The 20557-nt window shown below is 48.7% G+C and carries 23 protein-coding genes; 11 read left to right on the forward strand and 12 right to left on the reverse strand.

The features are described from left to right. The 6 genes from KDK16_RS04950 to purM form a co-directional block, all read right to left on the reverse strand. Positions 1–840 (reverse strand): hypothetical protein (locus KDK16_RS04950; RefSeq protein WP_257274944.1); only part of this gene is annotated, 840 nt, incomplete at its 3' end. A 90-nt stretch (positions 841–930) separates the two neighbouring features. Then, positions 931–2052: a membrane-bound lytic murein transglycosylase MltC gene (gene mltC / locus KDK16_RS04955; RefSeq protein WP_257274946.1), complete on the reverse strand. Its 1122-nt coding sequence runs from the start codon at positions 2050–2052 to the stop codon at positions 931–933. An 81-nt stretch (positions 2053–2133) separates the two neighbouring features. Then, entirely contained in the window at positions 2134–2541 is a 408-nt protein-coding gene (gene gloA, locus KDK16_RS04960) for a lactoylglutathione lyase (RefSeq protein WP_257274948.1), read from the reverse strand. 141 nt (positions 2542–2682) lie between these two features. Then, positions 2683–3435, reverse strand: a complete 753-nt coding sequence (locus KDK16_RS04965; RefSeq protein ID WP_257274949.1) for a DUF3108 domain-containing protein — start codon at positions 3433–3435, stop codon at positions 2683–2685. A 122-nt stretch (positions 3436–3557) separates the two neighbouring features. Further along, a complete protein-coding gene (gene purN / locus KDK16_RS04970; protein WP_257279914.1) occupies positions 3558–4223 on the reverse strand; it encodes a phosphoribosylglycinamide formyltransferase in 666 nt (221 codons plus the stop codon). An 80-nt stretch (positions 4224–4303) separates the two neighbouring features. Beyond that, the gene (gene purM / locus KDK16_RS04975; protein ID WP_257274951.1) at positions 4304–5359 is read right to left on the reverse strand and encodes a phosphoribosylformylglycinamidine cyclo-ligase; all 1056 of its coding nucleotides are present in this window, start codon (positions 5357–5359) and stop codon (positions 4304–4306) included. Between the two features lie 331 nt (positions 5360–5690). On the opposite strand from purM, the gene KDK16_RS04980 reads away from it, so the two are divergent. From KDK16_RS04980 to KDK16_RS04995, 4 genes are all read left to right on the forward strand, one after another. Then, positions 5691–6767, forward strand: a complete 1077-nt coding sequence (locus KDK16_RS04980; protein WP_257274952.1) for a DUF2066 domain-containing protein — start codon at positions 5691–5693, stop codon at positions 6765–6767. A gap of 76 nt (positions 6768–6843) precedes the next feature. After that, the gene (locus tag KDK16_RS04985) at positions 6844–7911 is read left to right on the forward strand and encodes an AI-2E family transporter (RefSeq protein WP_257274953.1); all 1068 of its coding nucleotides are present in this window, start codon (positions 6844–6846) and stop codon (positions 7909–7911) included. Between the two features lie 205 nt (positions 7912–8116). After that, entirely contained in the window at positions 8117–8833 is a 717-nt protein-coding gene (hda, locus tag KDK16_RS04990) for a DnaA regulatory inactivator Hda (RefSeq protein ID WP_257274954.1), read from the forward strand. 14 nt (positions 8834–8847) lie between these two features. Continuing rightward, positions 8848–10959 carry a hypothetical protein gene (locus KDK16_RS04995; RefSeq protein WP_257274955.1) on the forward strand — a complete coding sequence of 704 codons (2112 nt, stop codon included), beginning with the start codon at positions 8848–8850 and terminating at the stop codon, positions 10957–10959. An 84-nt stretch (positions 10960–11043) separates the two neighbouring features. Here KDK16_RS04995 and KDK16_RS05000 read toward each other — a convergent pair whose 3' ends face one another. Then, positions 11044–11409, reverse strand: a complete 366-nt coding sequence (locus KDK16_RS05000; protein WP_257274957.1) for a DUF2069 domain-containing protein — start codon at positions 11407–11409, stop codon at positions 11044–11046. 2 nt (positions 11410–11411) lie between these two features. After that, positions 11412–11756 carry an arsenate reductase (glutaredoxin) gene (arsC, locus tag KDK16_RS05005; protein WP_257274958.1) on the reverse strand — a complete coding sequence of 115 codons (345 nt, stop codon included), beginning with the start codon at positions 11754–11756 and terminating at the stop codon, positions 11412–11414. A 230-nt stretch (positions 11757–11986) separates the two neighbouring features. Between arsC and KDK16_RS05010 the strand changes: the two genes are divergently transcribed. The 4 genes from KDK16_RS05010 to KDK16_RS05025 all read left to right on the forward strand — a co-directional run bounded on the left by KDK16_RS05010 (position 11987) and on the right by KDK16_RS05025 (position 14944). Further along, positions 11987–12562: a DUF4136 domain-containing protein gene (locus KDK16_RS05010; RefSeq protein ID WP_257274959.1), complete on the forward strand. Its 576-nt coding sequence runs from the start codon at positions 11987–11989 to the stop codon at positions 12560–12562. Between the two features lie 69 nt (positions 12563–12631). After that, on the forward strand, positions 12632–13888 hold the full coding sequence (locus KDK16_RS05015) for a YihY family inner membrane protein (protein ID WP_257274960.1): 1257 nt from the start codon (positions 12632–12634) through the stop codon (positions 13886–13888). 317 nt (positions 13889–14205) lie between these two features. Further along, positions 14206–14679: a TlpA disulfide reductase family protein gene (locus tag KDK16_RS05020; RefSeq protein WP_257274962.1), complete on the forward strand. Its 474-nt coding sequence runs from the start codon at positions 14206–14208 to the stop codon at positions 14677–14679. Continuing rightward, positions 14672–14944: an acylphosphatase gene (locus tag KDK16_RS05025; RefSeq protein ID WP_257274963.1), complete on the forward strand. Its 273-nt coding sequence runs from the start codon at positions 14672–14674 to the stop codon at positions 14942–14944. Before KDK16_RS05020 ends, KDK16_RS05025 begins: the two co-directional genes overlap by 8 nt. Positions 14945–14980: 36 nt before the next feature. Here the strand turns inward: KDK16_RS05025 and KDK16_RS05030 are convergent, their stop codons facing one another. Both KDK16_RS05030 and KDK16_RS05035 read right to left on the reverse strand, forming a co-directional pair. After that, positions 14981–15622, reverse strand: a complete 642-nt coding sequence (locus tag KDK16_RS05030) for a lytic transglycosylase domain-containing protein (protein ID WP_257274964.1) — start codon at positions 15620–15622, stop codon at positions 14981–14983. Then, entirely contained in the window at positions 15585–17300 is a 1716-nt protein-coding gene (locus KDK16_RS05035) for a proline--tRNA ligase (RefSeq protein WP_257274965.1), read from the reverse strand. The genes KDK16_RS05030 and KDK16_RS05035 overlap by 38 nt, the downstream gene beginning before the upstream one ends. A gap of 157 nt (positions 17301–17457) precedes the next feature. On the opposite strand from KDK16_RS05035, the gene KDK16_RS05040 reads away from it, so the two are divergent. Beyond that, positions 17458–17874: an HIT domain-containing protein gene (locus KDK16_RS05040; RefSeq protein ID WP_257274966.1), complete on the forward strand. Its 417-nt coding sequence runs from the start codon at positions 17458–17460 to the stop codon at positions 17872–17874. Beyond that, entirely contained in the window at positions 17871–18089 is a 219-nt protein-coding gene (locus KDK16_RS05045) for a SlyX family protein (protein WP_257274967.1), read from the forward strand. The genes KDK16_RS05040 and KDK16_RS05045 overlap by 4 nt, the downstream gene beginning before the upstream one ends. Before the next feature lie 62 nt (positions 18090–18151). Here the strand turns inward: KDK16_RS05045 and KDK16_RS13390 are convergent, their stop codons facing one another. Further along, positions 18152–18745, reverse strand: a complete 594-nt coding sequence (locus KDK16_RS13390) for a cold-shock protein (protein ID WP_306670726.1) — start codon at positions 18743–18745, stop codon at positions 18152–18154. Positions 18746–19323: 578 nt separating this feature from the next. Between KDK16_RS13390 and KDK16_RS05055 the strand changes: the two genes are divergently transcribed. Then, positions 19324–19665, forward strand: a complete 342-nt coding sequence (locus KDK16_RS05055) for an HU family DNA-binding protein (RefSeq protein WP_257274968.1) — start codon at positions 19324–19326, stop codon at positions 19663–19665. 202 nt (positions 19666–19867) lie between these two features. Here KDK16_RS05055 and KDK16_RS05060 read toward each other — a convergent pair. Continuing rightward, positions 19868–20557: OprD family porin (locus tag KDK16_RS05060; protein ID WP_257274969.1), on the reverse strand; the 690-nt coding region annotated here is incomplete at its 5' end.

Here is a 20557-nt window from a genome sequence, read left to right on the forward strand (position 1 = left end):
TACATTTGCGTCAGTCTCATGGGTCTGTGGATGAAGGGGTTGTGCTTCTGTCATTACATGATGAGTTTGGTCTGTCGAACTTTCTGCGGAACCCACTGCCCCTTCAGCTGACTCACTACTATCGGGTGCTTGTCGGAGTTTACAAACGCCATGACAGGAATCGACGTAACAATCCAAACCCAAAGTATGCTGGTTTTGTTCAGGGCCTTCATTGTCACCGCCAGAGCCAGACGACAGGGGGCTGGGGACAGAGCCTCTGACATGGCCAGTTGCCCCTGAGGCTTGCTGGTCGGATGATTCTGATGTCGGGGTTTGCTGGTCACTTTGTTGTTGGTTTTGTCCGGGGAGCATCATAGTGGTGATTGCAAACGGCTCATCCTGACTGACCTCCAGTTGACCCCTCGGGTTAAACAGCAGTGAATCGGGGTTCCAGTAACTTTTTAAAAGCCAGCCGGCAGTGACCAACGCTTCTGCAGGTATCCATGAATAAGGTTTGCCCCTCGGAGCCGCGTCCCTGGTGGTCAGGATCAGTTCGTATGCAACCAGCACGTTGGTGGCGTATAGCCATTGCCATGAAATGGACTTAATAAAGGTCATTTTTAGTCCGTAATCGCCATGTTTGTGTGGTTTGTCATCGGGCGGCAAAAAACCTGCATTGCCGTTGGTGTCGGCAAGGTACTTCGGATTGTCCAACAATGAATTCAGGCTGCGCTTAACAGAAAAGCTCTGGGTGGACTCTTTATACTCGACAACAAAACGTCTTGTTAACGATTCTGCCTGACAGATGGCAGACAGAAACAAAAGCGGCAACAGCCGTGTAGCAAAAAGCGATTGTTTCATTATTCGATCCATACGTTACGAATTATGAAGTGAGGAAAGATAGATCAGGCAAGTAGTAATTCAAGAAAATAAGCGTGTTGTGCTGTCAAATTAGACATCACCTTTATAAAAGTCCTTCTGAGCTTTGGTAACTTTTTTCAGATAGTTTCTAGATTCCTGCCTGGGATGCCTGCGGGTGAGCGCCCAATAGGCCTCTTCAGGTTTCATCTGGTTGAGGATTTCCATAGCTCGGGTGCGATTGGAGTGGAAGGTTTTCAAAACATTCCCCGTTCCCCCGTTGTAGGCAGAGATAATGGCGTAGTGCCTCACCAGAGGATCTTTGACATTTTTTAGATAGCGTGTTTCGAGAAGGTGCAGATAAGCGGTGCCTGCATCAATATTGTTAAACGGGTTGAAAAGATATTGCCTGCTGGGTTGTCCATTGCGACGTTTGACCAGCTTGAAGACATCTCTTCCTGCCGTCGAAGGGATAATCTGCATCAGGCCGTAGGCGTTAGCATGACTCACTGCATAGGGATTGAAACTGCTTTCTGTCCTCATGACGGCATAGATAAGGCTTTCCTTGATCTTGTATCTTTGCGACATCTGTCGAACGATGCCGACATATTGATACTGCCTTTTGATCATATGGTCGCCAACCAGATCAAGGTCAACGGAGTAAACCGTACCCTTACTGCTGGCACGAGTGGTTAACTGGTGGTTGATCAGGTAGTCAGCATACTGGCTGGCTCGCCACTCCCAGCGTATGGGGTGCCCCTGATGATCTACAACCTGTCCGTAGAGCATAGGCTCCTCGCCGAGGGGGACTGCTTTGTCGCTGAACAGGTCAACTTCATCAGGGTTGTAAGGCGTCAGCAGGGTGACAATAATAGCCTTTTTCAGATCCTGTCTATCCAATGTTTCAACATGAACCTTACCCTGTTCGAAGTTAACGAATACCCGGGTACGGTAATGGTTGGTGTATTTGACGTATTCCTTCTTACTGGCACTTTTTTCGTCACCCCAGTTAACACGGGCCTCTGTTGTCAGAATTCGAACCAGGGCTTCAAAGGCGATCACATCTTTCTGGACGGATTTGACTGTCTGAACCGCTGAGTAGACGTCAGCGACCGGTCCACCCAACTCACGGACCACAACATCGGTCGCGTAGTTAATGGCGGTATTGCTGGAGCAACTCAAAAGCAGAGGGAGCATCAGGCAGAGGCCAGCCATTCTCTGAATCTTTTTGATGCAGCTAGCGAAAGGTTTTTGATTGTCTGGCATTGAGTGATTCACTTCCCTGTGATGGCGTGTTTATCCCCTGAGTCCCGAAGATGCACTTTTGTTCTGGATCATTTCGATCTTATAGCCATCGGGATCTTCTACAAAGGCAATCTCTGTTGTGCCACCCTTGACCGGGCCCGGCTCACGGGTAATCTTTCCGCCGTTGGCACGGATGGCGTCACAGGTTGCATAGATATCATCAAAGCCGATAGCTATATGACCAAAACCTGTGCCAGGGTCATACTCGCTCGTGCCCCAGTTATAGGTCAGTTCAATGACGGCCTGTTCTGATTCATCGGCATAGCCAACAAAAGCCAGAGTATATTCGTATTGCTCGTTATCGTGCTTGCGAAGCAGCTTCATACCCAGTATATCGGTATAGAAAGCAATGGAACGATCAAGATCGCCCACTCGAAGCATTGTATGGAGAAGTCTCACAGAAAGCTCCTGATATTCAGAGGGTGAAAGAGTGTTGAAACAGGAAGTGCCATCTTATCGGAATCCATTAGCTGCCGGAAAGCATAACCCGTCAGCCCAATAGATATCATGAACGGAGATTAGTTCAGCCCCCCAATCGATCTATTTTTTTGGAGTGGGAGTGAGGCCCTTAATCGCTTTGCCATCCAGCTCACCGCCTTTGAACTGAATCAGATAGTCTGAACCCTTTTCTTTTTGATGGAGTTGCACCAGAACATAGTCCCAGTCTTTTGCAAACCAGATCCAGGTTTCGCGGTCGTTATCTTCACGGACCACTTTTACGCGGGTGGTGTTGAGTGGCCCGGCAGGGGTACTCAGTACTTCATCGGCTTCGATCACAAACCGCCTTTCGTAGACTTCATCATCGTCAACAATCGGGTAGGTCAGCTCTTTTTTTCCTGCCTTCAAGTCCAGCCGAAGTTGAAGCTGGTATGAAAGAGGATCCTGAGCGCCAGATTTAAATGGGATCTTCGATTGTTTGTCAGCTTGCTGCCAGGAGGCTTCCATAGATTTCCAGTCAAAGCGGGCTGTTTTAGCTGGTTTGCTGCCTATCCCCTTGCGCTCGTATTGGTAATCCCGGGGAAGTGCCTGACCCTTCTGTAAATTGAACCGACTGGTTTCATCCAGACTGATGGAGGCGACGATGACCGATGCACTGGCGCCAAAATTCAGTACCCACTGGTCGCCCTCTTTTTTCAGACTGCGAGTGCCCGAGCCACTGATACCGGAAACTTCCGCTTTATACTCCGCTGTGAATGGCTTTAATGAAACTTCTATGGGTTTTGCAAGGGAAGAGGAGCTGGCGATCAGAAGGCCAGAAACCATCAGGGCAGGGACGCTCTTGAAAAGGATCATTAGGATAATTCCTTTTTAGGTGAAAACCTCCCATGGGTAACAGGGAGACTTTCACAGCTTATCGCCATTCATCAATGAAACCGTTTTTAATGTCCGAAAAAACACGAAAGTCTAAAACGGAGTTATTCTGCTGAGACGATACTTTTTTCAGATATGCGATATCCTCGGGGGCCAAGCGGCTTATTGTCAAGTGATATGACATCGTCTTTTGTCATTATTCGGCCAGAAACAATCCAGTCTATAGCTTTGGGATAAAGGTGATGCTCCATGACCTTAACTCTCTGTTCAAGTGTTTTCGCTGTATCGGCAGATGTGATATTCAGCGTCGCCTGCATAACAACAGAGCCACTGTCCAGCTCTTCGGTGACATAGTGAACCGATGTTCCATGTTCTTTATCATTGGCATCCAGTGCTGACTGGTAGGTGTTCAAACCTTTATGTTTGGGGAGCAGGGACGGGTGTATATTGATCAGTCTTCCCTGGTAGTGTTTGACAAAAGTACTACTGAGTATGCGCATATAGCCTGCCAGTACCACCAGATCCGGTTTAAACTCATCAATACGTTCCATTAGGCCAAGATCAAACGATTCCCGGCTGGGGTAGCGTTTGTGGTCGAGACTACAGGTGTCAACCCCTGCTTTCCGGGCCCTCTCCAGACCATAGGCTTCAGGACGGTTACTGAGTACTCCAGCCACCTTGTAGCTGTATTGATTCTGCTGGTCGAGAATGGCCTGTAAAGTGGTGCCACTGCCCGATAGTAATACGACGATTCGATGGTTATTCGTCATTTCCGCTCTCAAGATTTTTCTCTGCAATGGAGAAAGGCCTGAACAATGCTCAGAGAGTGTCGGGCAAGCCTTTCTTTCTCTTAACGGTAAACGACTTTGTCGCCGGAGCCCGATTCCATATGACCGATGATAAAGGCCTCCTCGCCCAGTTCATTCAGTCTGGCAACGGCCTGTTCAGCCTGCTCTTTGGGAACGCAGATCACCATGCCAACACCGCAGTTGAAAGTCAGATACATTTCTGACTGGGCAATGTTGCCAGCTTGCTGCAGATGTTTGAACACTTCCGGAATTTCCCAGCTTTCGGTGTTGATGACGGCGGCACAACCTTCAGGAATAACTCTTGGCAGGTTTTCAGTCAGACCTCCACCGGTAATGTGTGCCATGGCGTGGACTGGCATTTCTTTCTGAAGCTGCAGCAGGGGTTTGACGTAGATTCGGGTTGGAGCCATCAGGGCTTCAGCCATTGGTTTACCGTCTACCTGAGTGCTCAGGTCTGCCTGGCTGACTTCCAGAACCTTGCGGATCAGGGAGTAACCGTTGGAATGGGGGCCGCTGGACTTGAGGCCAATCAGTACATCGCCGGTGGCGACTTTGCTGCCATCAATGATGTTGGACTTTTCAACGACACCTGTACAGAAGCCTGCCAGGTCATAGTCTTCGCCCTGATACATACCGGGCATTTCTGCGGTTTCACCACCAATCAGGGCGCAGCCAGCCTGCTCACAGCCTGCACCAATACCGGTAACGACCTGCTCAGCAACGTCAATATTGAGTTTTCCGGTTGCATAGTAATCAAGGAAAAACAGAGGCTCGGCACCAGACACCAGCAGATCATTGACACACATGGCCACCAGATCAATACCAATGGTATCGTGCTTGCCCAGTTCCATAGCCAGTCTTAGTTTGGTGCCTACACCGTCAGTGCCGGAAACCAGAACCGGCTCTTTGTAACCCGAAGGTATCTGGCACAGGGCACCAAAGCCTCCCAGGCCACCCATTACTTCGGGGCGCGAAGTGGCTTTGGCTACATGCTTGATACGATCAACCAGGGCGTTGCCTGCCTGAATGTCAACACCTGCGTCTTTGTAGCTCAGGGAAGAAGCTGGCGAATTTGTATCGCGGTTGCTTTTGCTCATCGGAGATGTATCCGCACCATGGAATCGAAAGTGGATTGATCAGAGCGCGCATTCTAACGTAACCCGGAAAAATCATAAAGCTGCCCGCCGGTGTTCGGATTCTTCGATAAGCCTCTTACTGTCGGCTAAAGATTTTCTACAAAACCAGAAAGTTATGGCAGAATGAGAGGATACTGGGCTCCGGACGTTTCGTCGTCTGGGTAATTAGTACTCTTTACAAAGATAAGCAGTCATGTCAGAAGTCGCTGACATTTCATGAACCTTTCTGTCACTGAATTGATCCTGGTGGCAGTTTGTTCAGGAAGAGTGCCTGTTTTTGATTCCGGACATTATGTATAAAACATGCAAGCTGGAACGGTTGTTCCCTCTTTCCTGGCTGATATTCACCCTTGTGTTGGCCCTGTTTTCTTCTCAGCTGTTTGCTGCACAAATGAGCGGACTTTATCGCGTTGGCATACCTGTCAGCAGTCAGGGTAGTGAGGAAAGGGAAGCAGGCATTAAACGAGCTCTGTCTGAGGTACTGGTTAAAGTAACCGGACAACGCAGCACCCTCAATAATAAGGGGGTGGTACAGTCACTCAGAAATGCCTCTGCGCTGGTTCAGAGTTTTAGCTATGAACGCCTTGATACTGTGTCAGGAGAGCAGCTTCTTCTTCAGGTGAGTTTTGATGAAGCGGCCGTTAATCGTCTGTTGCGGCAAAATGGTCTGGGGATCTGGGGCTCCAGCAGACCGGATACCATTGTCTGGTTAGCCATTGAAAGGCAGGGGGAAAGGCAAATTCTGAAAGAGGTACCAGACTCTCCGTTGGTGAGCGACCTCGAACGTGTTATGGCTGCTCGCTCATTGCCTTTGACTATCCCTCTGATGGATTTTGAAGACAGTGCCACTATTTCTGATGTAGATGTATGGGGACTGTTTTCGGGGAAGTTGGTTCAGGCATCAGCAAGGTATGGCTCTGAGGCCATATTGGGGGGGGGGCGCCTGAGCGAAATTCGTGGACGGTATAATGGTCGCATGGTTCTTATCTTCAGAAATCAGCAATTTGATGCCACAGTTACAGACCTGTCAGCAGAAGGATTGGCTTTGGCGATTGCTGATCTTATTGGTAATTCCCTTTCCCGGCACTACGCAGTCCTCTCTGGTGGCAGCAGTGTTAATCCGATGCTGGAAGTGGAGGGTATTGCCAGCACACAAGACTATGCAGGGCTAATTAAATACCTCAAAGGTTTGACGGCAGTGAGGGATGTGATGGCAGTTAAAGTCGGCGGCAACAAAATTCAGTTGGAATTGTTAATTGATGGCACACTGAGCCAATTATCGGATGCTATTGCCCTGGGGCGGAAGATGAGAGCGATGGGTGCTGATGAGGCCAACAAGACCTTGAAATACCGTTGGCTGGGAGGCTGAAGGCAAGTCAGACATCAAATTCCGAAGTGCGTTTTTTTTTATTTCCTGCAAGACGAGTTGCAACAGAAGGAAAACAATGACCAGACAGCAACAATGGATGCTAGCAGGCATCGTATTCGTAGGTGTAGTGCTGATTAATTTTGTCGGGGCTGTCATGACGCCTTTTGCGATCAGTGCTGTGCTTGCTTATCTGGGCGATCCGCTGGTTGATCGACTGGAAAGACTCAAGCTCTCCCGGTCACTTTCGGTGACACTGGTTTTTCTGGTGATTTTTACTTTTCTGGTACTGATGTTGCTCATTCTGATACCGGCATTATTCCAGCAGGTCAAAACCCTGATGCAGTTGCTTCCGGCCTGGGAGGAGTGGGTTCGATTCAATGTCATTCCAAAGCTGGTTGAATACACTGACTTTGATCCTGAGTGGTTTGATATCAGCCAGCTGGTCAAGACCATGGCAGGGGAGTGGCAAAAAGCCGGTGGGCTTCTGGCCGGGCTTGGACGTTCGGTGACCAGCTCGGGTCTGGCAGTCATAGGTTTTCTCGTGAATCTGTTCCTGATACCAGTTGTGACTTTTTACCTATTGCGCGACTGGGATCATATGATGGAGCACATCCGTCTGATGCTGCCTGTTAACCTTGAACCTATTGTTGTTGAACTCGCCAGTGAGTGCGATGAGGTGCTGGGGGCTTTTCTCAAAGGCCAGCTTATGGTCATGCTGGCCCTGGGATTGATCTATGGCGTGGGGCTCTGGGCGATAGGCTTGCAGTTTGCGTTGTTGATCGGGTTGCTGGCGGGGCTGGTCAGTATTATTCCATATATGGGGTTTGTGGTCGGTTTCACTACGGCCATTGTTGTCGCTCTTTTTCAGTTTGACGGCTACTTGCCGTTTGTTTGGGTGGTCGGTGTGTTTGCCCTGGGACAGGCTTTGGAGGGGTGGGTGTTGACACCTTATCTGGTAGGTGACCGGATTGGTCTGCATCCGGTGGCTGTTATCTTTGCGCTGATGGCGGGTGGGCAGATTATGGGCTTCGTCGGGATGCTAATAGCACTGCCATTAGCAGCCATTATTATGGTACTCTTGCGTCATCTGCATCGAAATTATAAGGCGAGCCACTTATATAATGCTGGTGAGCCGGGGGAATAAGGTGTTTTATGCCTTCAGCGAACAAAAATCCATTTTGCCTTGCCAATCAAACAGGGATGAGTGGAATGGTTTTGTTGCAGCTGTCTCTTGCAGATTCCATTAACTCACTGAAGCTGGTGATTTTTGATAAAAATGCCGCGACAGAGAGTTCAGAATGTCTATCCATTGTTAGGGTTGAGCGGCATTTCCCGCTCAAGGCTGTTAAATGTCGTATGTGAGCCAGCCTGTGCAATTACCGCTCAGTGTTCAGATCAGGGATGATGCCACCTTTGAAAACTTTTTCAGCGGAGATAATGCTGCGCTGGTCAATATGTTGGATATGGATCATGAGGTCAGTGGGGTAGAATCAGAACAGTTTATCTATCTCTATGGAGCCCCCGGTGTTGGTTGCAGTCATCTTCTTCAGGCTGCCTGCCATCAGGTAGATAGCCGAAAAGGTCGAAGCATCTATCTACCTATGCAGGAGCTTGTTCATTATCCTTCCAAACTGCTGGAAGGTATGGAAAGACTTCAACTGGTGTGTATAGATGATGTTAATTGTGTAGCAGGCATTCCAGAGTGGGAAGAAGGGCTTTTTGATCTGTTTAATCGTCTCAGGGATTCCCGGACTCGCTTGCTGGTGGCAGCAGGTTGTCCACCTAAAAGACTTTCTATCCAACTGCCGGATCTGGTCTCAAGGCTAAGCTGGGGGGTGGTGTTTCAGGTTCAGCCTCTCAGTGACAGGGACAAGGTGTCGGCATTGCAGCTTCGGGCTCATTTGCGTGGGCTGGATATGAATGAAGATGTGGCTCGGTATATCATATATCGCAGTAACAGGGATATGGGGCATTTATTTAAGATGCTGCAGAAGCTGGACAGTGCTTCACTGAGAGCTAAAAGGAAGTTGACCATACCCTTTGTCAAACAAGTTATGAACTGGTAATCAAGAGAAGTAGTATGCAAACCCAGAAACCGGCTGCCCGGTTTGTGTTCTTAGTTGTTGTTCTGGCCATTCTGCTGTTTCTGATTTCAGTGATGTTGATGGTTCCTGGTCGGTATACTGACCAGCTGCTTCAGCAAATAGAAAATCAAACAGGGGTTGAAGTCCTTCCTGTTGAAAAAGAATACGCCTTCTTATCCGGTAAATTCCTGCTTACCAAGCCGGAGCTCAGGATCTCTCCCGGAATTACTCTTAAATCAGAATCTATTGCTGTCAATGTCGCCTGGACCTCTTTGTGGAAAAAAACTATTGAGCTGGATCGAATTGATTTTAAAAAGCCCGGAATCTTTCTTGATCTGGCAATCATCGGCCAGAAACCTCCTATGCCCAATCTTTATCAATTTCTCAGGGAAGCTGGGCAGTTTGTCTTTGAAGATGGGTCGATGAGGGTGGTGAACTCGGAGCAAACTGGTTCCAGTAAAGTAGTCAGTATTGATTTCAGTAAAATGGAGCTGAAAACCCATCGGCCTGATCAGATTGATATTGAAGTAGTCAAGGATTCAAGACACATTAACTGGTCGCTGGGCGGTATTATTGATTTAAAGAAACTGGCAATGTCTGGTCAGTTATCCATTGATGAGCTCCCACTGGCTGATGTCTTCAGTCAGAAATTTCTTAAATGTTCAAATTGCTCGCTGAAAGGCTCTCTTTCAACAGACCTCTCTGTTGAGTGGTCTATGGATCAGGGGGTGGAGCTGACTGGAACGGCGAAAGTGCTGGATGGTGAGTATCAGGATCTGGGTTCAGGTCTTAATCTGGACTGGAAAGAGTTATTTGCGGAGGGCTTTCGGTTCAGAAGTCGAAAAGCTTTTGTCGAAGACCTTTCATTCAGGGGTGGTTTGCTGACTGTCGATGGCAGTCCCCTGGAACAAATAGCAAGGACTGTCCTTCGTCCTTTATCAGCTGATGGTTATTTACCGGTTAAGGGTGGTTCTTTACCGGTTAGGGGCTCTTTATCTGCTAAGGGCTCTTTGCCTATAGCCGTCAAGCGTATCGAATTCAATGGTGCTGTTCAGTCTTCTCAAAAAAAGAATCCTGAGCTATTCAGCAACAGCAGGGTTGAACTGGAAGTGTTAAGTCCAGAGCAATACACCTTTCAGCTCAGCGGGCACTGGCTTGAAAGGGTGCCTGTCTCTCTGGAAGGCCGTGTCAACTTGAGTAATGCAGTGGCCCCCAGCCTGAACCTTTCTGCCAGAGATGTGGATTTGTCTTTACTGCCCGTTTCAGATCGGTCTGTTGCCGGATACGATCTGGCCGGAAGTCGTGTAAACCTTAATCTTGCTTCCTCTGTGGGAGGTGGCAGCAGGGGCAAGCTGATTTTTTCAAAGCTTGAAGCCAGACCAGTCAATCCGGAGCTTGATATCAATCTTGTGAAAGCTTTGATGGCAAATCCTCAGTCCATCATTGCCATAGATATTAAAGCCCGCTATGGTCAGTCGCCTCTGGTTGCGGCAGGAATAGCAATACACCAGACTTGGGAGAGAGTGCTTGAGCAGCCCTTACAGTATCTTTCCCATCAGGCAGGTATTACGCCAATGTTGTCCACTGAAATACAGATGCCGGCGGGTAAGGCTTTGTTGACAGAGAACGACAAAACACAATTAAAAGGTTGGAGTCGGGTACTCAGGATAAGACCTGAACTTAACCTTTCTCTAAAAGCGATGGCCAGCAAGGATCGAGATTGGCCAACTCTCTCCAGAGCAGAGCTTGAATCCGATCTGGTTGAACTCTATTCGGCGATCCATCAAACGAAGCCCGGAGAAGTAAAAGAGATTCCAGTAGACATCAGAGGGCATTTGATTGAGCAAATGTATCTTAGGGCTCATAATCGCAGATTACCCGAAGTGGGTGATGTCAGCCAGGATGAGCGTATTAAAGAAGCGGAGCAATGGCTGTTGGTAAACTGGCCTGCGAATCAGGAAAAAATGGATAAGCTGGCCAGTGATCGTCTTAATCTGGTGAGCGAATTTCTCCGCAATGAAGGTGTTAGCGAGAAACGCATTATTAGCAGCCCACCCTCAACGGTGAAACAGGCTGGTTCAGCTGTTGAAGTGCAGCTGGTCAATTAAAGTCGGTTGACGACAAAAAGCTCTTGCCCATGCAGGAGCTTTTTTTTGAGAGGGAAAGGGTTGGTTTATTCTGGAAGGGTTCAGTCAGCGGGACGGGTTGTTTAATTGTCCTTGCCAACGGGTAAACAACATGGCAGATACAAACAGTGCACTGCTGAATAAGGTAATCAGCCAACCATGAATGGAGTCTGTGATAAACCAGGCATCAAGCACACCGCTGATGAAGTAAAAGCAGAGAATGAAGCATAACCAGGCCGATGCTCTTGGCTTTCGCCTGATCAGCCCGTAAGCAGGCAGCAACAGCGGAATAATGGTGAATGACGCAATCATCCATATTGAGTTTTGGGGTGGGTGCAGCCAAAGCACTTTCGCAATCTGCGAAGCTAGCAGGCAGAAGTATAGTACCAGACTCAACCGGTAGCTGAGATTGGCTTTTTGAGTCAGTTCCACGATTAAAGTATCTCCAGAACAGATTCCGGTGGGCGACCGACACGGGCCTGACCGTTGCTAAGGACGATGGGCCTTTCAATCATTTTTGGATAGGTTACCATTTTTGCAATTTGCTGCTGCTCTGAGAGATCCTGACCTCTGATATGATCTTTATATTCCTGCTCGCCTCTGCGCATCAGTTCTTCGGGGCTTTTACCGAGTTTTTTCAGAATGTCGTTTAAAGCGGCTTCGCTGGGTGGGGTTTCCAGGTAAAGCACTATATCAGGGTTAATACCTTTTTCCTCAATCAGGGTAAGAGTCTCTCTGGACTTTGAACAACGCGGGTTATGGTAAATTGTAACGCTCATATTGCTTTCTCTTGACTTGTCTTATCGTAAAGGGCAGCTGTCGACAGACCGGGAGCCTGAAGTCATACTGCGAGTATTATTTCTGTGACGGGAAGATTATCGTTGAATGGGTTTAGGTGCAATTGAAGCCATGTACTGATAATCACCGTACTCATGTTTGAGTGTGCGTTCATCATTCGCTGCTGGACACAGATCTAACAATAAACTTCCTTCAACAAGTGGGTATGATCATGCACAAGCTTAAACGGTTGCTGGTTGTGATAGCTGCAGTTGCAGTGGCTGGCTGCTCCAACCAGAGGCTTGACTGGGACTATAACAATACTCCTGCTGCCACCCGGTTGATGAAAGACTGGAAAACCTACGCGTGGCTGAACAAGGCAGGTGAAAACAATGAGGTTGAGGGGTATCACATTGATGGTTTGACGGATATGCGAATTCGGGCCGCTATTAACCGTGATCTTCAGGCCAGAGGGTATCGAGAGGTGAGCAAAGATGGTTATCCTGATTTTCTGGTAAATTATCTAACCACAACCCGCACACGCAGGGAACTGAATCAAATGACGACCTCCATGGGTTATGGTCCGGGTTTCCGGGGTATGGGCTTTACTACAGAAACCCGGGTGAGAGACTATCAGGAAGGTTCGCTCATTATCGATTTTGTGAATCCGGAAAACCATCAGCTGCAATGGCGTGGACGTTCGACTTCCAGAGTGATTCACGGTGCCACCCCCGAACAGCGGAGCGAAAAGATCAATACTGCGGTGGAGGCTATACTGAATGGCTTTCCTCCCGGGCACAAGAACTGATACGCTTCTCTGAGCTTGAGTCTGGCTGAAACTCTCTGGTCAGGCTCTTTTCAATATCAGGGATTCGTTATGTCAGGTTCGCTTCTTTCCAGTTCTTCACAGGCTCAACGTGTTCAGTGGCTTCGTGTCTATCTCCTGTCTGTCTCTGATACTTTCTTCAAGCACCGTTGCCTGAATAATGCCGCAGCACTGACTTATACGACACTTTTTGCTGTAGTGCCGATGATGACGGTTACCTACAGCATGTTATCGGCTATTCCTTCTTTCCAGGGGGTAGGCGAGATGGTGCAGAGTTTTATATTCAGTCACTTTGTTCCGACAGCGGGCGAGGTAATCCAATCATACCTTTCCAGTTTTTCTCAACAGGCACGAAAGTTGACCGGAGTGGGTGTTGCTTTTCTGGTGGTCACAGCATTCATGATGCTAAGGACCATTGATGGTGCCATTAATCAGATCTGGCAGGTGGACAGGGTTCGACGGGGCATTACCGGCTTTCTGCTCTACTGGGCGATTCTCAGCATGGGACCTTTCCTGATTGGTGTTGGTTTTGTGCTGACATCATATCTGGCATCTCTGAAGCTCATAGCTGATACCACTGCCTTTCTTGGGGTTGATCAGTGGCTGTTGCGATTGACTCCCATCCTGCTGAGCAGCATTGTTTTTACTTTGCTCTACATGGCTGTACCCAATCGGCGTGTGCCCTTTCGTCACGCTTTTACAGGAGCTCTGGTCGTGGCTATTCTTCTTGAGCTGGCAAAGAGTGGTTTTGCTCTGTTTATTACTCTGTCACCGTCGTATCAATTAATCTACGGTGCTTTTGCGGCTGTTCCCGTGTTCCTGTTATGGATTTATTTAAGTTGGATACTGGTTCTCTTTGGTGCGGTACTGGTCAGGAGTTTTGCTTTATCCAATCAAACCCGTAATGAATCACTTCCACCCTTGCTGGGGGTTTTGGTGGTTCTAAATGGATTTAATGAGCAGTTTCAGAAAGGGTTGAGTTTCAAGTTGAGGCAGCTACATCAGAGGGGGTGGAATCTTTCACTTGAGGATTGGGAGCTTTACACCAGTTACCTGCTGGAGCAGGGCGTTATCAGTAAAAATGATCTGGGTGAAATGATACTGGCCAGGGATCTTAGGCACCTTGAACTCAATACTATGTGTCAACGACTTCCCTGGTCTTTCCCATCGGATCAGCAGCTGGAGTCTGTTGAGACTCTGAACAAGCCCGAATGGTATGGTCAACTGGTGGATCGACTGAAACAGTTGAATGAAAAGCAGAGAGCTGTACTCGATTGTCATCTTGATGACCTCTTTATCGAATGTTGAAAATAATGAACCTGGCAGCCTGTCGGACTTAAGCGTCCGTAGCGAGGATTGCAATAAATGTAATCGGTTATAGCCGCTCGCCAGAATCACAGGAATCAGGGCAGACCCCGGAGAGAGCGGTAACGGCCTGATGATCTGAATCGTCTGTTCAGTTTCAAAACCGGTCTGTTTTTCAGGCCGGTTTTCTTATATTTGGAAAACAAAGTAGCAGGTTTGTTAGCTTCATGCTGGAAAGCTCAAATCCGGGGGGCTTCCGGACGACTTTATGAGGCATTCCAGCTAGAATCAAAACAAACTCATTATTGGATCTGATGGCAATGCGACTATTTTTTTTTCGACTCTTCCCGCTGCTACTGGTCAGTCTCTTTCTGTCAGCCTGTACTAAGCCGGATTTGACCGATACCCAGGGAAAAGGTGTTTTTCTCAAGGCTGACAAAGCTCAGTGGACCGTTATAAACATCTGGGCCCATTGGTGTGGTCCCTGTCGTGAAGAGGTTCCGGAGCTGAACGCTTTGGCCAGGGAAGGACAAATTCGGGTTCTCGGGTATGATTTCGATAACAGTCAGGGAGAAGAGCTGGTAAAAAAAGCTAAAAATATGGGCATACAGTTTCCTGTTCTTACCCAGAGTCCGCTGGCGCTGCTGGAGACCAAAACCCCTCAGGTATTGCCTGCGACAATGATTTTGAATCCACAGGGAAAGCTGATAGAAGTACTATATGGACCTGAGACGAAGGATAGCCTGAAAAAGAAAATTCGGGCATTGATGAATAAGGTTAATGCAAATGGCTAATGAATGCAGACGCGCACTGATTGAAGGAAGAGTGCAGGGCGTTTGGTATCGTGGCTCCACCCAGCAGGAAGCCAGAAAACTGGGTGTCACCGGCTGGGCAAAAAATCTGCCAGATGGAAGGGTTGAAGTTTTAATGTGTGGTGAACAGAAGGAGCTCGACGAGCTGGTGGCCTGGCTGCATAAAGGTCCTCCTATGGCTCGGGTTACTGATGTCAGTGTTTCCAGTGAGCCTGAACAGTTGTTCTACGACTTTACAACCGGTTAATCAAGTGATGGCATGGCCGGAGCAACGGGTTCAGTCTCAGTCATTTCTCCAGTGGCGATCCCAGTTCTTGTACACTCGCTCAGGATACCAGGTTTTACCGAGGCTGCCATTGTAACGGGCCAGTGCCCGGGTCAGGTTGCCTTTTTCCTTTTCCAGATAATAACTGAGAATATGGCTACCGTATTTCAGATTAGTCTCTACGTCGGTCAGGTTATCCTGTGGGCGACCAATGACGTTTTTCCAGAATGGCATAACCTGCATCAGGCCCTGGGCTCCGGCAGAAGAAACAGCAAACCGGTCAAAAGAGGATTCTGTCTGTATTAATGCCAGCACCAGTTCGGGGGAGAGCTTTGCCGCAGTGGCCTTCTTGTGAATTTTTTTGAGTAGCTCCAGTCGCTGTCGCTGACTCTGTTGCTTCATAAATGGCTTTAGCCGGCTGGACATATCGACCAGCCAGACTTCTGCCTCGAAACGATCGGAAAAGCTCTCGGTGGTGCTGAGTGCTTCTTCCAGATAGATTCTCAGGCCTTCATCCACTTTCTGTTGACTCAAGCCGATTGCAGGAGTCAGCAGAAGTGTGAGGATGAAACCCGTGATCAGGTTGTTTTTATTATAAAACGACGGCCGTTTGATAATCGGTTCAGGCCAGGCGTTCCTTAAGAAAGTCTGAAATTTCACTGAGTGCCAAGTCTTCGCGATCCGCTGTCCTGCGGTATTTGTATTCTACCTGACCGTTCGCCAGCCCTCTATCACTCAGGACTACCCGGTGTGGAATGCCGATCAGTTCCATGTCGGCAAACTTGACGCCGGGACTGGCCTTTCGATCATCCAGAAGGACATCGTAGCCTGCTTCAGTCAGTTCCTTGTAGAGGTTTTCGGCGGCTTCACGGACGGCTTCAGACTTCTCAATCTTCAGGCCAACAATGGCGATCTGGAAAGGCGCAATGCTTTCGGGCCAGATGATTCCGCGATCATCATGATTTTGTTCAATGGCGGCAGCGACGACACGGGAAACCCCCAGACCATAGCAACCCATCGCCATAGTCACGGCTTTTCCGTTTTCATCCAGTACGGTAGCATTCATGGACTCGGAGTATTTGGTGCCCAGTTGAAAAATATGGCCAACTTCGATACCACGTTTGATTTCCAGAGTGCCCTTACCGCACGGGCTCGGATCACCTTCTACAATGTTTCTCAAATCGGCGATGCAGTCGAAAGAGGCGTCTCTTTCCCAATTGATCCCAAAATGATGTTTGCCATCCAGGTTGGCTCCTGCACCGAAGTCAGACATGACCGCAACCGTGCGATCAACAATGCAGGGGATTTTGATGCCAACCGGGCCCAGTGAGCCGGGTCCGGCGCCCATGATGGGTTTGATCTCTTCTTCTGTTGCAAAGCGCAAAGGTGCTGCAACTTCAGACAGTTTTTCTGCTTTGATTTCATTCAGCTCGTGATCACCGCGAACTATCAGGGCAACGAAGTCTGCTTCCGCTTCTTCGTCTGCCGCGACAATCAGAGTCTTGACCGTTTTCTCTATAGGGAGGTTGAACTGCTCAACCAGGTCAGCGATAGTCTTTGCTGCGGGGGTGTCGACCAGACGCATGTCCTCGGAAGGAACTGCTCTTTCGTGGGCAGGTGCCAAGGCCTCTGCTTTTTCAATGTTGGCCGCGTAGTCACTCTGGTCGCTAAAAACGATGGCGTCTTCACCGGATTCGGCCAGTACATGAATTTCGTGTGAGGCACTGCCTCCGATGGAGCCTGTATCCGCTTCCACGGCTCTGAAATTGAGGCCCAGACGGGTAAAGATGCGGTTATAGGTGTCGTGCATATTTGCGTATTCACGACCAAGGCATTGGTGATTGGTATGGAATGAATAGGCGTCCTTCATAATGAACTCTCTACCACGCATCAGGCCAAAGCGGGGGCGGATTTCATCACGGAATTTGGTTTGGATCTGGTACAAATTTACAGGCAGCTGTTTGTAGCTGCTGAGGGTGTCACGAACCATATCGGTGATGACTTCTTCATGAGTAGGACCGATTACGAAGTCTCGCTGATGGCGGTCTTTAAATCTGAGCAGCTCAGGACCAAACTGATCCCAACGGCCGGTTTCCTGCCAGAGTTCAGCCGGTTGTACGGCAGGTAGCAAGACTTCCTGTGCGCCAGAGCGGTTCATCTCTTCACGAACAATGTTCTCGACCTTCTGGAGAACGCGCAGACCCATGGGCATCCAGCTGTAGAGTCCGGATGCCAGTTTACGGATCATACCTGCTCGCAGCATCAGCTGGTGACTGACGACGACGGCATCAGAAGGTGTTTCCTTGAGGGTAGAGATCAAGGATTGACTAGTACGCATGTGCTCAGTTATCCGATTATCAAAACGCAAAGGCCGCATTTTACTACGGTTGTCCAGAGACGTCATGACGTTGAGCGAATCACAGTCGAATTTCACCAACAGGTTGGTTATAGTGCTGCGAATTATTACTGGCAACTCGGCTAAACCGGAGTAAATTATGAGCGAATTTCAGCTGGATAACAGACTGGAGGAAGACTGCTTTGTCATGGGGGATCTCCCCCTTTGCCGAGTTTTGCTGATGAATGACAATCAGTATCCCTGGCTTATTTTGGTGCCCAGAGTGGCAGGGGTTCACGAAGTCTTTCATCTTGATGAAGAACAGCAGTTGCAGTTGGCTTGTGAGTCGTCACTGACGGCTGCAATTCTGAGTGATGTCTTTGAGGCGGATAAGATGAATGTGGCGGCACTGGGTAATACGGTTAAACAGCCGCATGTTCATCACATTGTTCGCTATGAAAGTGATGCTGCCTGGCCAAACCCGGTTTGGGGCAGGTTGCCAGCTAAGCCCTATGATAAGGGGCAGGTCAGTGAGATCAAAAAAAAGCTGGAATCACTGTTCAGTTGTTTTGAATGAATGGGGTGTTTGAAATGAATGAGGAACTGATTGAGCTGCAGACCCAGGTCAGCTTTCAGGAAGATACCATTGCCCGGCTTAATGAAGTCGTGACCCGTCAGCAGCAAGAAATTGATAGCCTTAAACAGGAGATGACTCAGCTGAAAAAGCAATTAATGGCCATGGCCAGTTCTCAGTTGGAAAAGCAGGAGGAGAGTGCGCCTCCACATTATTAATCACGGCCTGACGCGAACGGGGGGCAGGGGGGGCGGCCCCGTTCATTAGAGGTGTGTTGATCTCAGTGACCTTTGGGAGCAGCGATAACGTCTTCTGCCTGAAGCCCCTTATCCTTCTCCACCACGATAAATTCTACCCTTTGGCCTTCAGACAGGGTCCGGTGACCTTCTCCACGAATGGTACGGTAGTGAACGAAAACGTCTTCACCGTTATCCCGGGTAATAAAGCCGAAGCCCTTTGAAACGTTGAACCATTTGACGGTGCCTGTCTCTCTGCCGGAATCCATGATTTCCACCGGGCTTGTGGGATTAAGGGATTTCAGGTTGATTGCGACGTGCAACAGGACACCGGTCACAAGGAGCAGTGAGGATGGAGTTTCAGGTGTCTGGTGAGAAAACATCGCCCAGCCAATGAGCGCAGTCGCGGCAATCAGCATGAATGAAGCCAGTGCCTGCACGTAGGATTTCTTGCAGCGATAGACTGTCAGATAGCAGCCAAGGCAGAGGTGAATGAGTGCAGCGGTTAGTAACAGCATGGTGGCTGAAGCAATAGCCAGTGCACTACCGAGCAGCGCGTTAAGGATGGACCCTTCCACAATGAGTGCTGTCAGTGAAAGGATGCCTAAGATCATGTGGATAAATTTAAGATGTTTCAAGTACTGAGTCCTTTTGGTTGTTATCTATGTGACTGAAAAAATTGCGGATATCCGGCACGACTGCATGGATGCAGGAGCTAGACCAATGCGGGAGTAATTGCCGCAAAGGGCGGTCTATTCTCGTTCTGGCTCCTGCATACATCAACAAAGTTTTTTGTTGCAAGGCATCAATGAAGTGACTGCCTCCCGAAATGATGAGAATGCTTTGAAATCAGTAATGCGCTCAATTCATTGCGCATGCAAACGGGGCAACAAAAAACCACAGCGTAACTCTGCTGTAAGGATTAATGTAACGCCATTGTGCTTCTATCTCAAACTCTTTCTACGCAGCGTATATAGAGGGTTATAGCAATGCTTAAAGGGTGCAAAAAAAGACTACCACTGTAAAAAATCACTTGTTATAGTGATTTCAGATGTTTCAAAAGTCTGGTTTTACAGGCTCTCTGAGGTTAGGGAAGTTGAATGTCCGATATTTTGGACTTGCCTCGTGAAACATTCAATCAGCCTGGTGAAGTGGCAGATCGCAATCCGCTGGTGCGGAACAACCTACAGGGAAAAACCATCAGGAGAGTAATTGTATGGCAGCGAAGAAAGCCGCAGCTATCAAGGATAAGTACAGTAAAACCCAGATTCTTGCTGAAATCTCAGAGAGTACCGGTTTGAGTCGTAAAGAAGTTGGGGCTGTGCTGGATGAACTGGGAATACTGGTTGAACGTCATATCAAGAAGCGGGGCTGTGGCGAGTTCACTCTTCCGGGACTGCTCAAGATCGTGACCAGAAAAAAACCTGCTCAGAAAGCCAAGAAAGGCGTACCTAACCCATTTAAGCCTGGCGAGTTAATGGATGTGCCTGCCAAGCCGGCCAGTATACAGGTCAAGGTGCGTCCTCTGAAAAAGCTTAAGGAATACGCCGCTTCGTGATGACGCTGGCATCGATTCTCTGAGTTCTTTTCAGTCCGTCAAGGGGGGTAGAAAGCCTCCCTTTTTTGCGTCTGAAGTATTCGTTCGCGACGATTACTTTTTAATGGTGTGTTGATTTAAGTCAGTTCACCGTTTTCTTCAGGCAACAAAAAAGCCCCTGCTAGTGCGGAGGCTTTATAAGGTCGGTCTTTTGAAGATCGGATCAGAAGACAGCGACGTTGTACTTCAGGATGACGCGTGTGTCGGTCTTGACAACATCATCTACGCCTTTGGCTTCGACAGTATTGTTCGCGTATCTCAGGCGGGCAGTCAGACCTTCAACCTGAGGAATGGCGTAATTAATGTCCAGGTTGTACTCAGTTTCGTCCTCAGACTTTGCCTCACCCATGACGTAAATACCCTTGACACTCAGACCGTCAACGATGCCTTCAAAGTCATAACCTGCAGAGAAGCCCCAGGCTTTTTGACCATTGCTGTTGAAGTCAGAGATCTGGATGGAGTTATAACCGAAGTGACCGGTGTCATCGTCACCGCCTTCCCAGCCGAACTTGTAGGCACCTAAGTCTGTGCTCTCAACTTTGGTGTAAGCAACGCCAAAGTCAGCCTGCCCTACACCAGCAGATACTTTAAGACCATAAGTGTATTGGCCCTTGTCTCCGGTTGCTGGTTTGCTGTCGCCGGTGAGATCGACTTGGCCATATTGACCAGCCACACCCACTTCCACACCTTCGGCTTCAGTAGAGAAGCTGGCTTCGGTCAGGAGTTTCTCGGCAAAATTGCTCTGGCTGGCATAGTCGGCACTCAATTCAAGACCATTGCCAAAGTCGTAGGCGCCACCCAGCGTTTTTACAGCTTCACTGCTTCCGTTAACTTCGTAATCTTCAAAGCCTGA

The organism is Endozoicomonas sp. SESOKO4 (assembly GCF_024606275.1).

Coding starts and splice junctions, on each gene's coding strand:
- mltC (WP_257274946.1), bottom strand. CDS start 2,052: ATGGCTGGCCTCTGCCTGATGCTCCCTCTGCTTTTGAGTTGCTCCAGC.
- KDK16_RS04965 (WP_257274949.1), bottom strand. CDS start 3,435: ATGATCCTTTTCAAGAGCGTCCCTGCCCTGATGGTTTCTGGCCTTCTG.
- purN (WP_257279914.1), bottom strand. CDS start 4,223: ATGACGAATAACCATCGAATCGTCGTATTACTATCGGGCAGTGGCACC.
- purM (WP_257274951.1), bottom strand. CDS start 5,359: ATGAGCAAAAGCAACCGCGATACAAATTCGCCAGCTTCTTCCCTGAGC.
- KDK16_RS04980 (WP_257274952.1), top strand. CDS start 5,691: ATGTATAAAACATGCAAGCTGGAACGGTTGTTCCCTCTTTCCTGGCTG.
- KDK16_RS04985 (WP_257274953.1), top strand. CDS start 6,844: ATGACCAGACAGCAACAATGGATGCTAGCAGGCATCGTATTCGTAGGT.
- hda (WP_257274954.1), top strand. CDS start 8,117: ATGTCGTATGTGAGCCAGCCTGTGCAATTACCGCTCAGTGTTCAGATC.
- KDK16_RS04995 (WP_257274955.1), top strand. CDS start 8,848: ATGCAAACCCAGAAACCGGCTGCCCGGTTTGTGTTCTTAGTTGTTGTT.
- arsC (WP_257274958.1), bottom strand. CDS start 11,756: ATGAGCGTTACAATTTACCATAACCCGCGTTGTTCAAAGTCCAGAGAG.
- KDK16_RS05010 (WP_257274959.1), top strand. CDS start 11,987: ATGCACAAGCTTAAACGGTTGCTGGTTGTGATAGCTGCAGTTGCAGTG.
- KDK16_RS05015 (WP_257274960.1), top strand. CDS start 12,632: ATGTCAGGTTCGCTTCTTTCCAGTTCTTCACAGGCTCAACGTGTTCAG.
- KDK16_RS05020 (WP_257274962.1), top strand. CDS start 14,206: ATGCGACTATTTTTTTTTCGACTCTTCCCGCTGCTACTGGTCAGTCTC.
- KDK16_RS05025 (WP_257274963.1), top strand. CDS start 14,672: ATGGCTAATGAATGCAGACGCGCACTGATTGAAGGAAGAGTGCAGGGC.
- KDK16_RS05035 (WP_257274965.1), bottom strand. CDS start 17,300: ATGCGTACTAGTCAATCCTTGATCTCTACCCTCAAGGAAACACCTTCT.
- KDK16_RS05040 (WP_257274966.1), top strand. CDS start 17,458: ATGAGCGAATTTCAGCTGGATAACAGACTGGAGGAAGACTGCTTTGTC.
- KDK16_RS05045 (WP_257274967.1), top strand. CDS start 17,871: ATGAATGGGGTGTTTGAAATGAATGAGGAACTGATTGAGCTGCAGACC.
- KDK16_RS05055 (WP_257274968.1), top strand. CDS start 19,324: ATGGCAGCGAAGAAAGCCGCAGCTATCAAGGATAAGTACAGTAAAACC.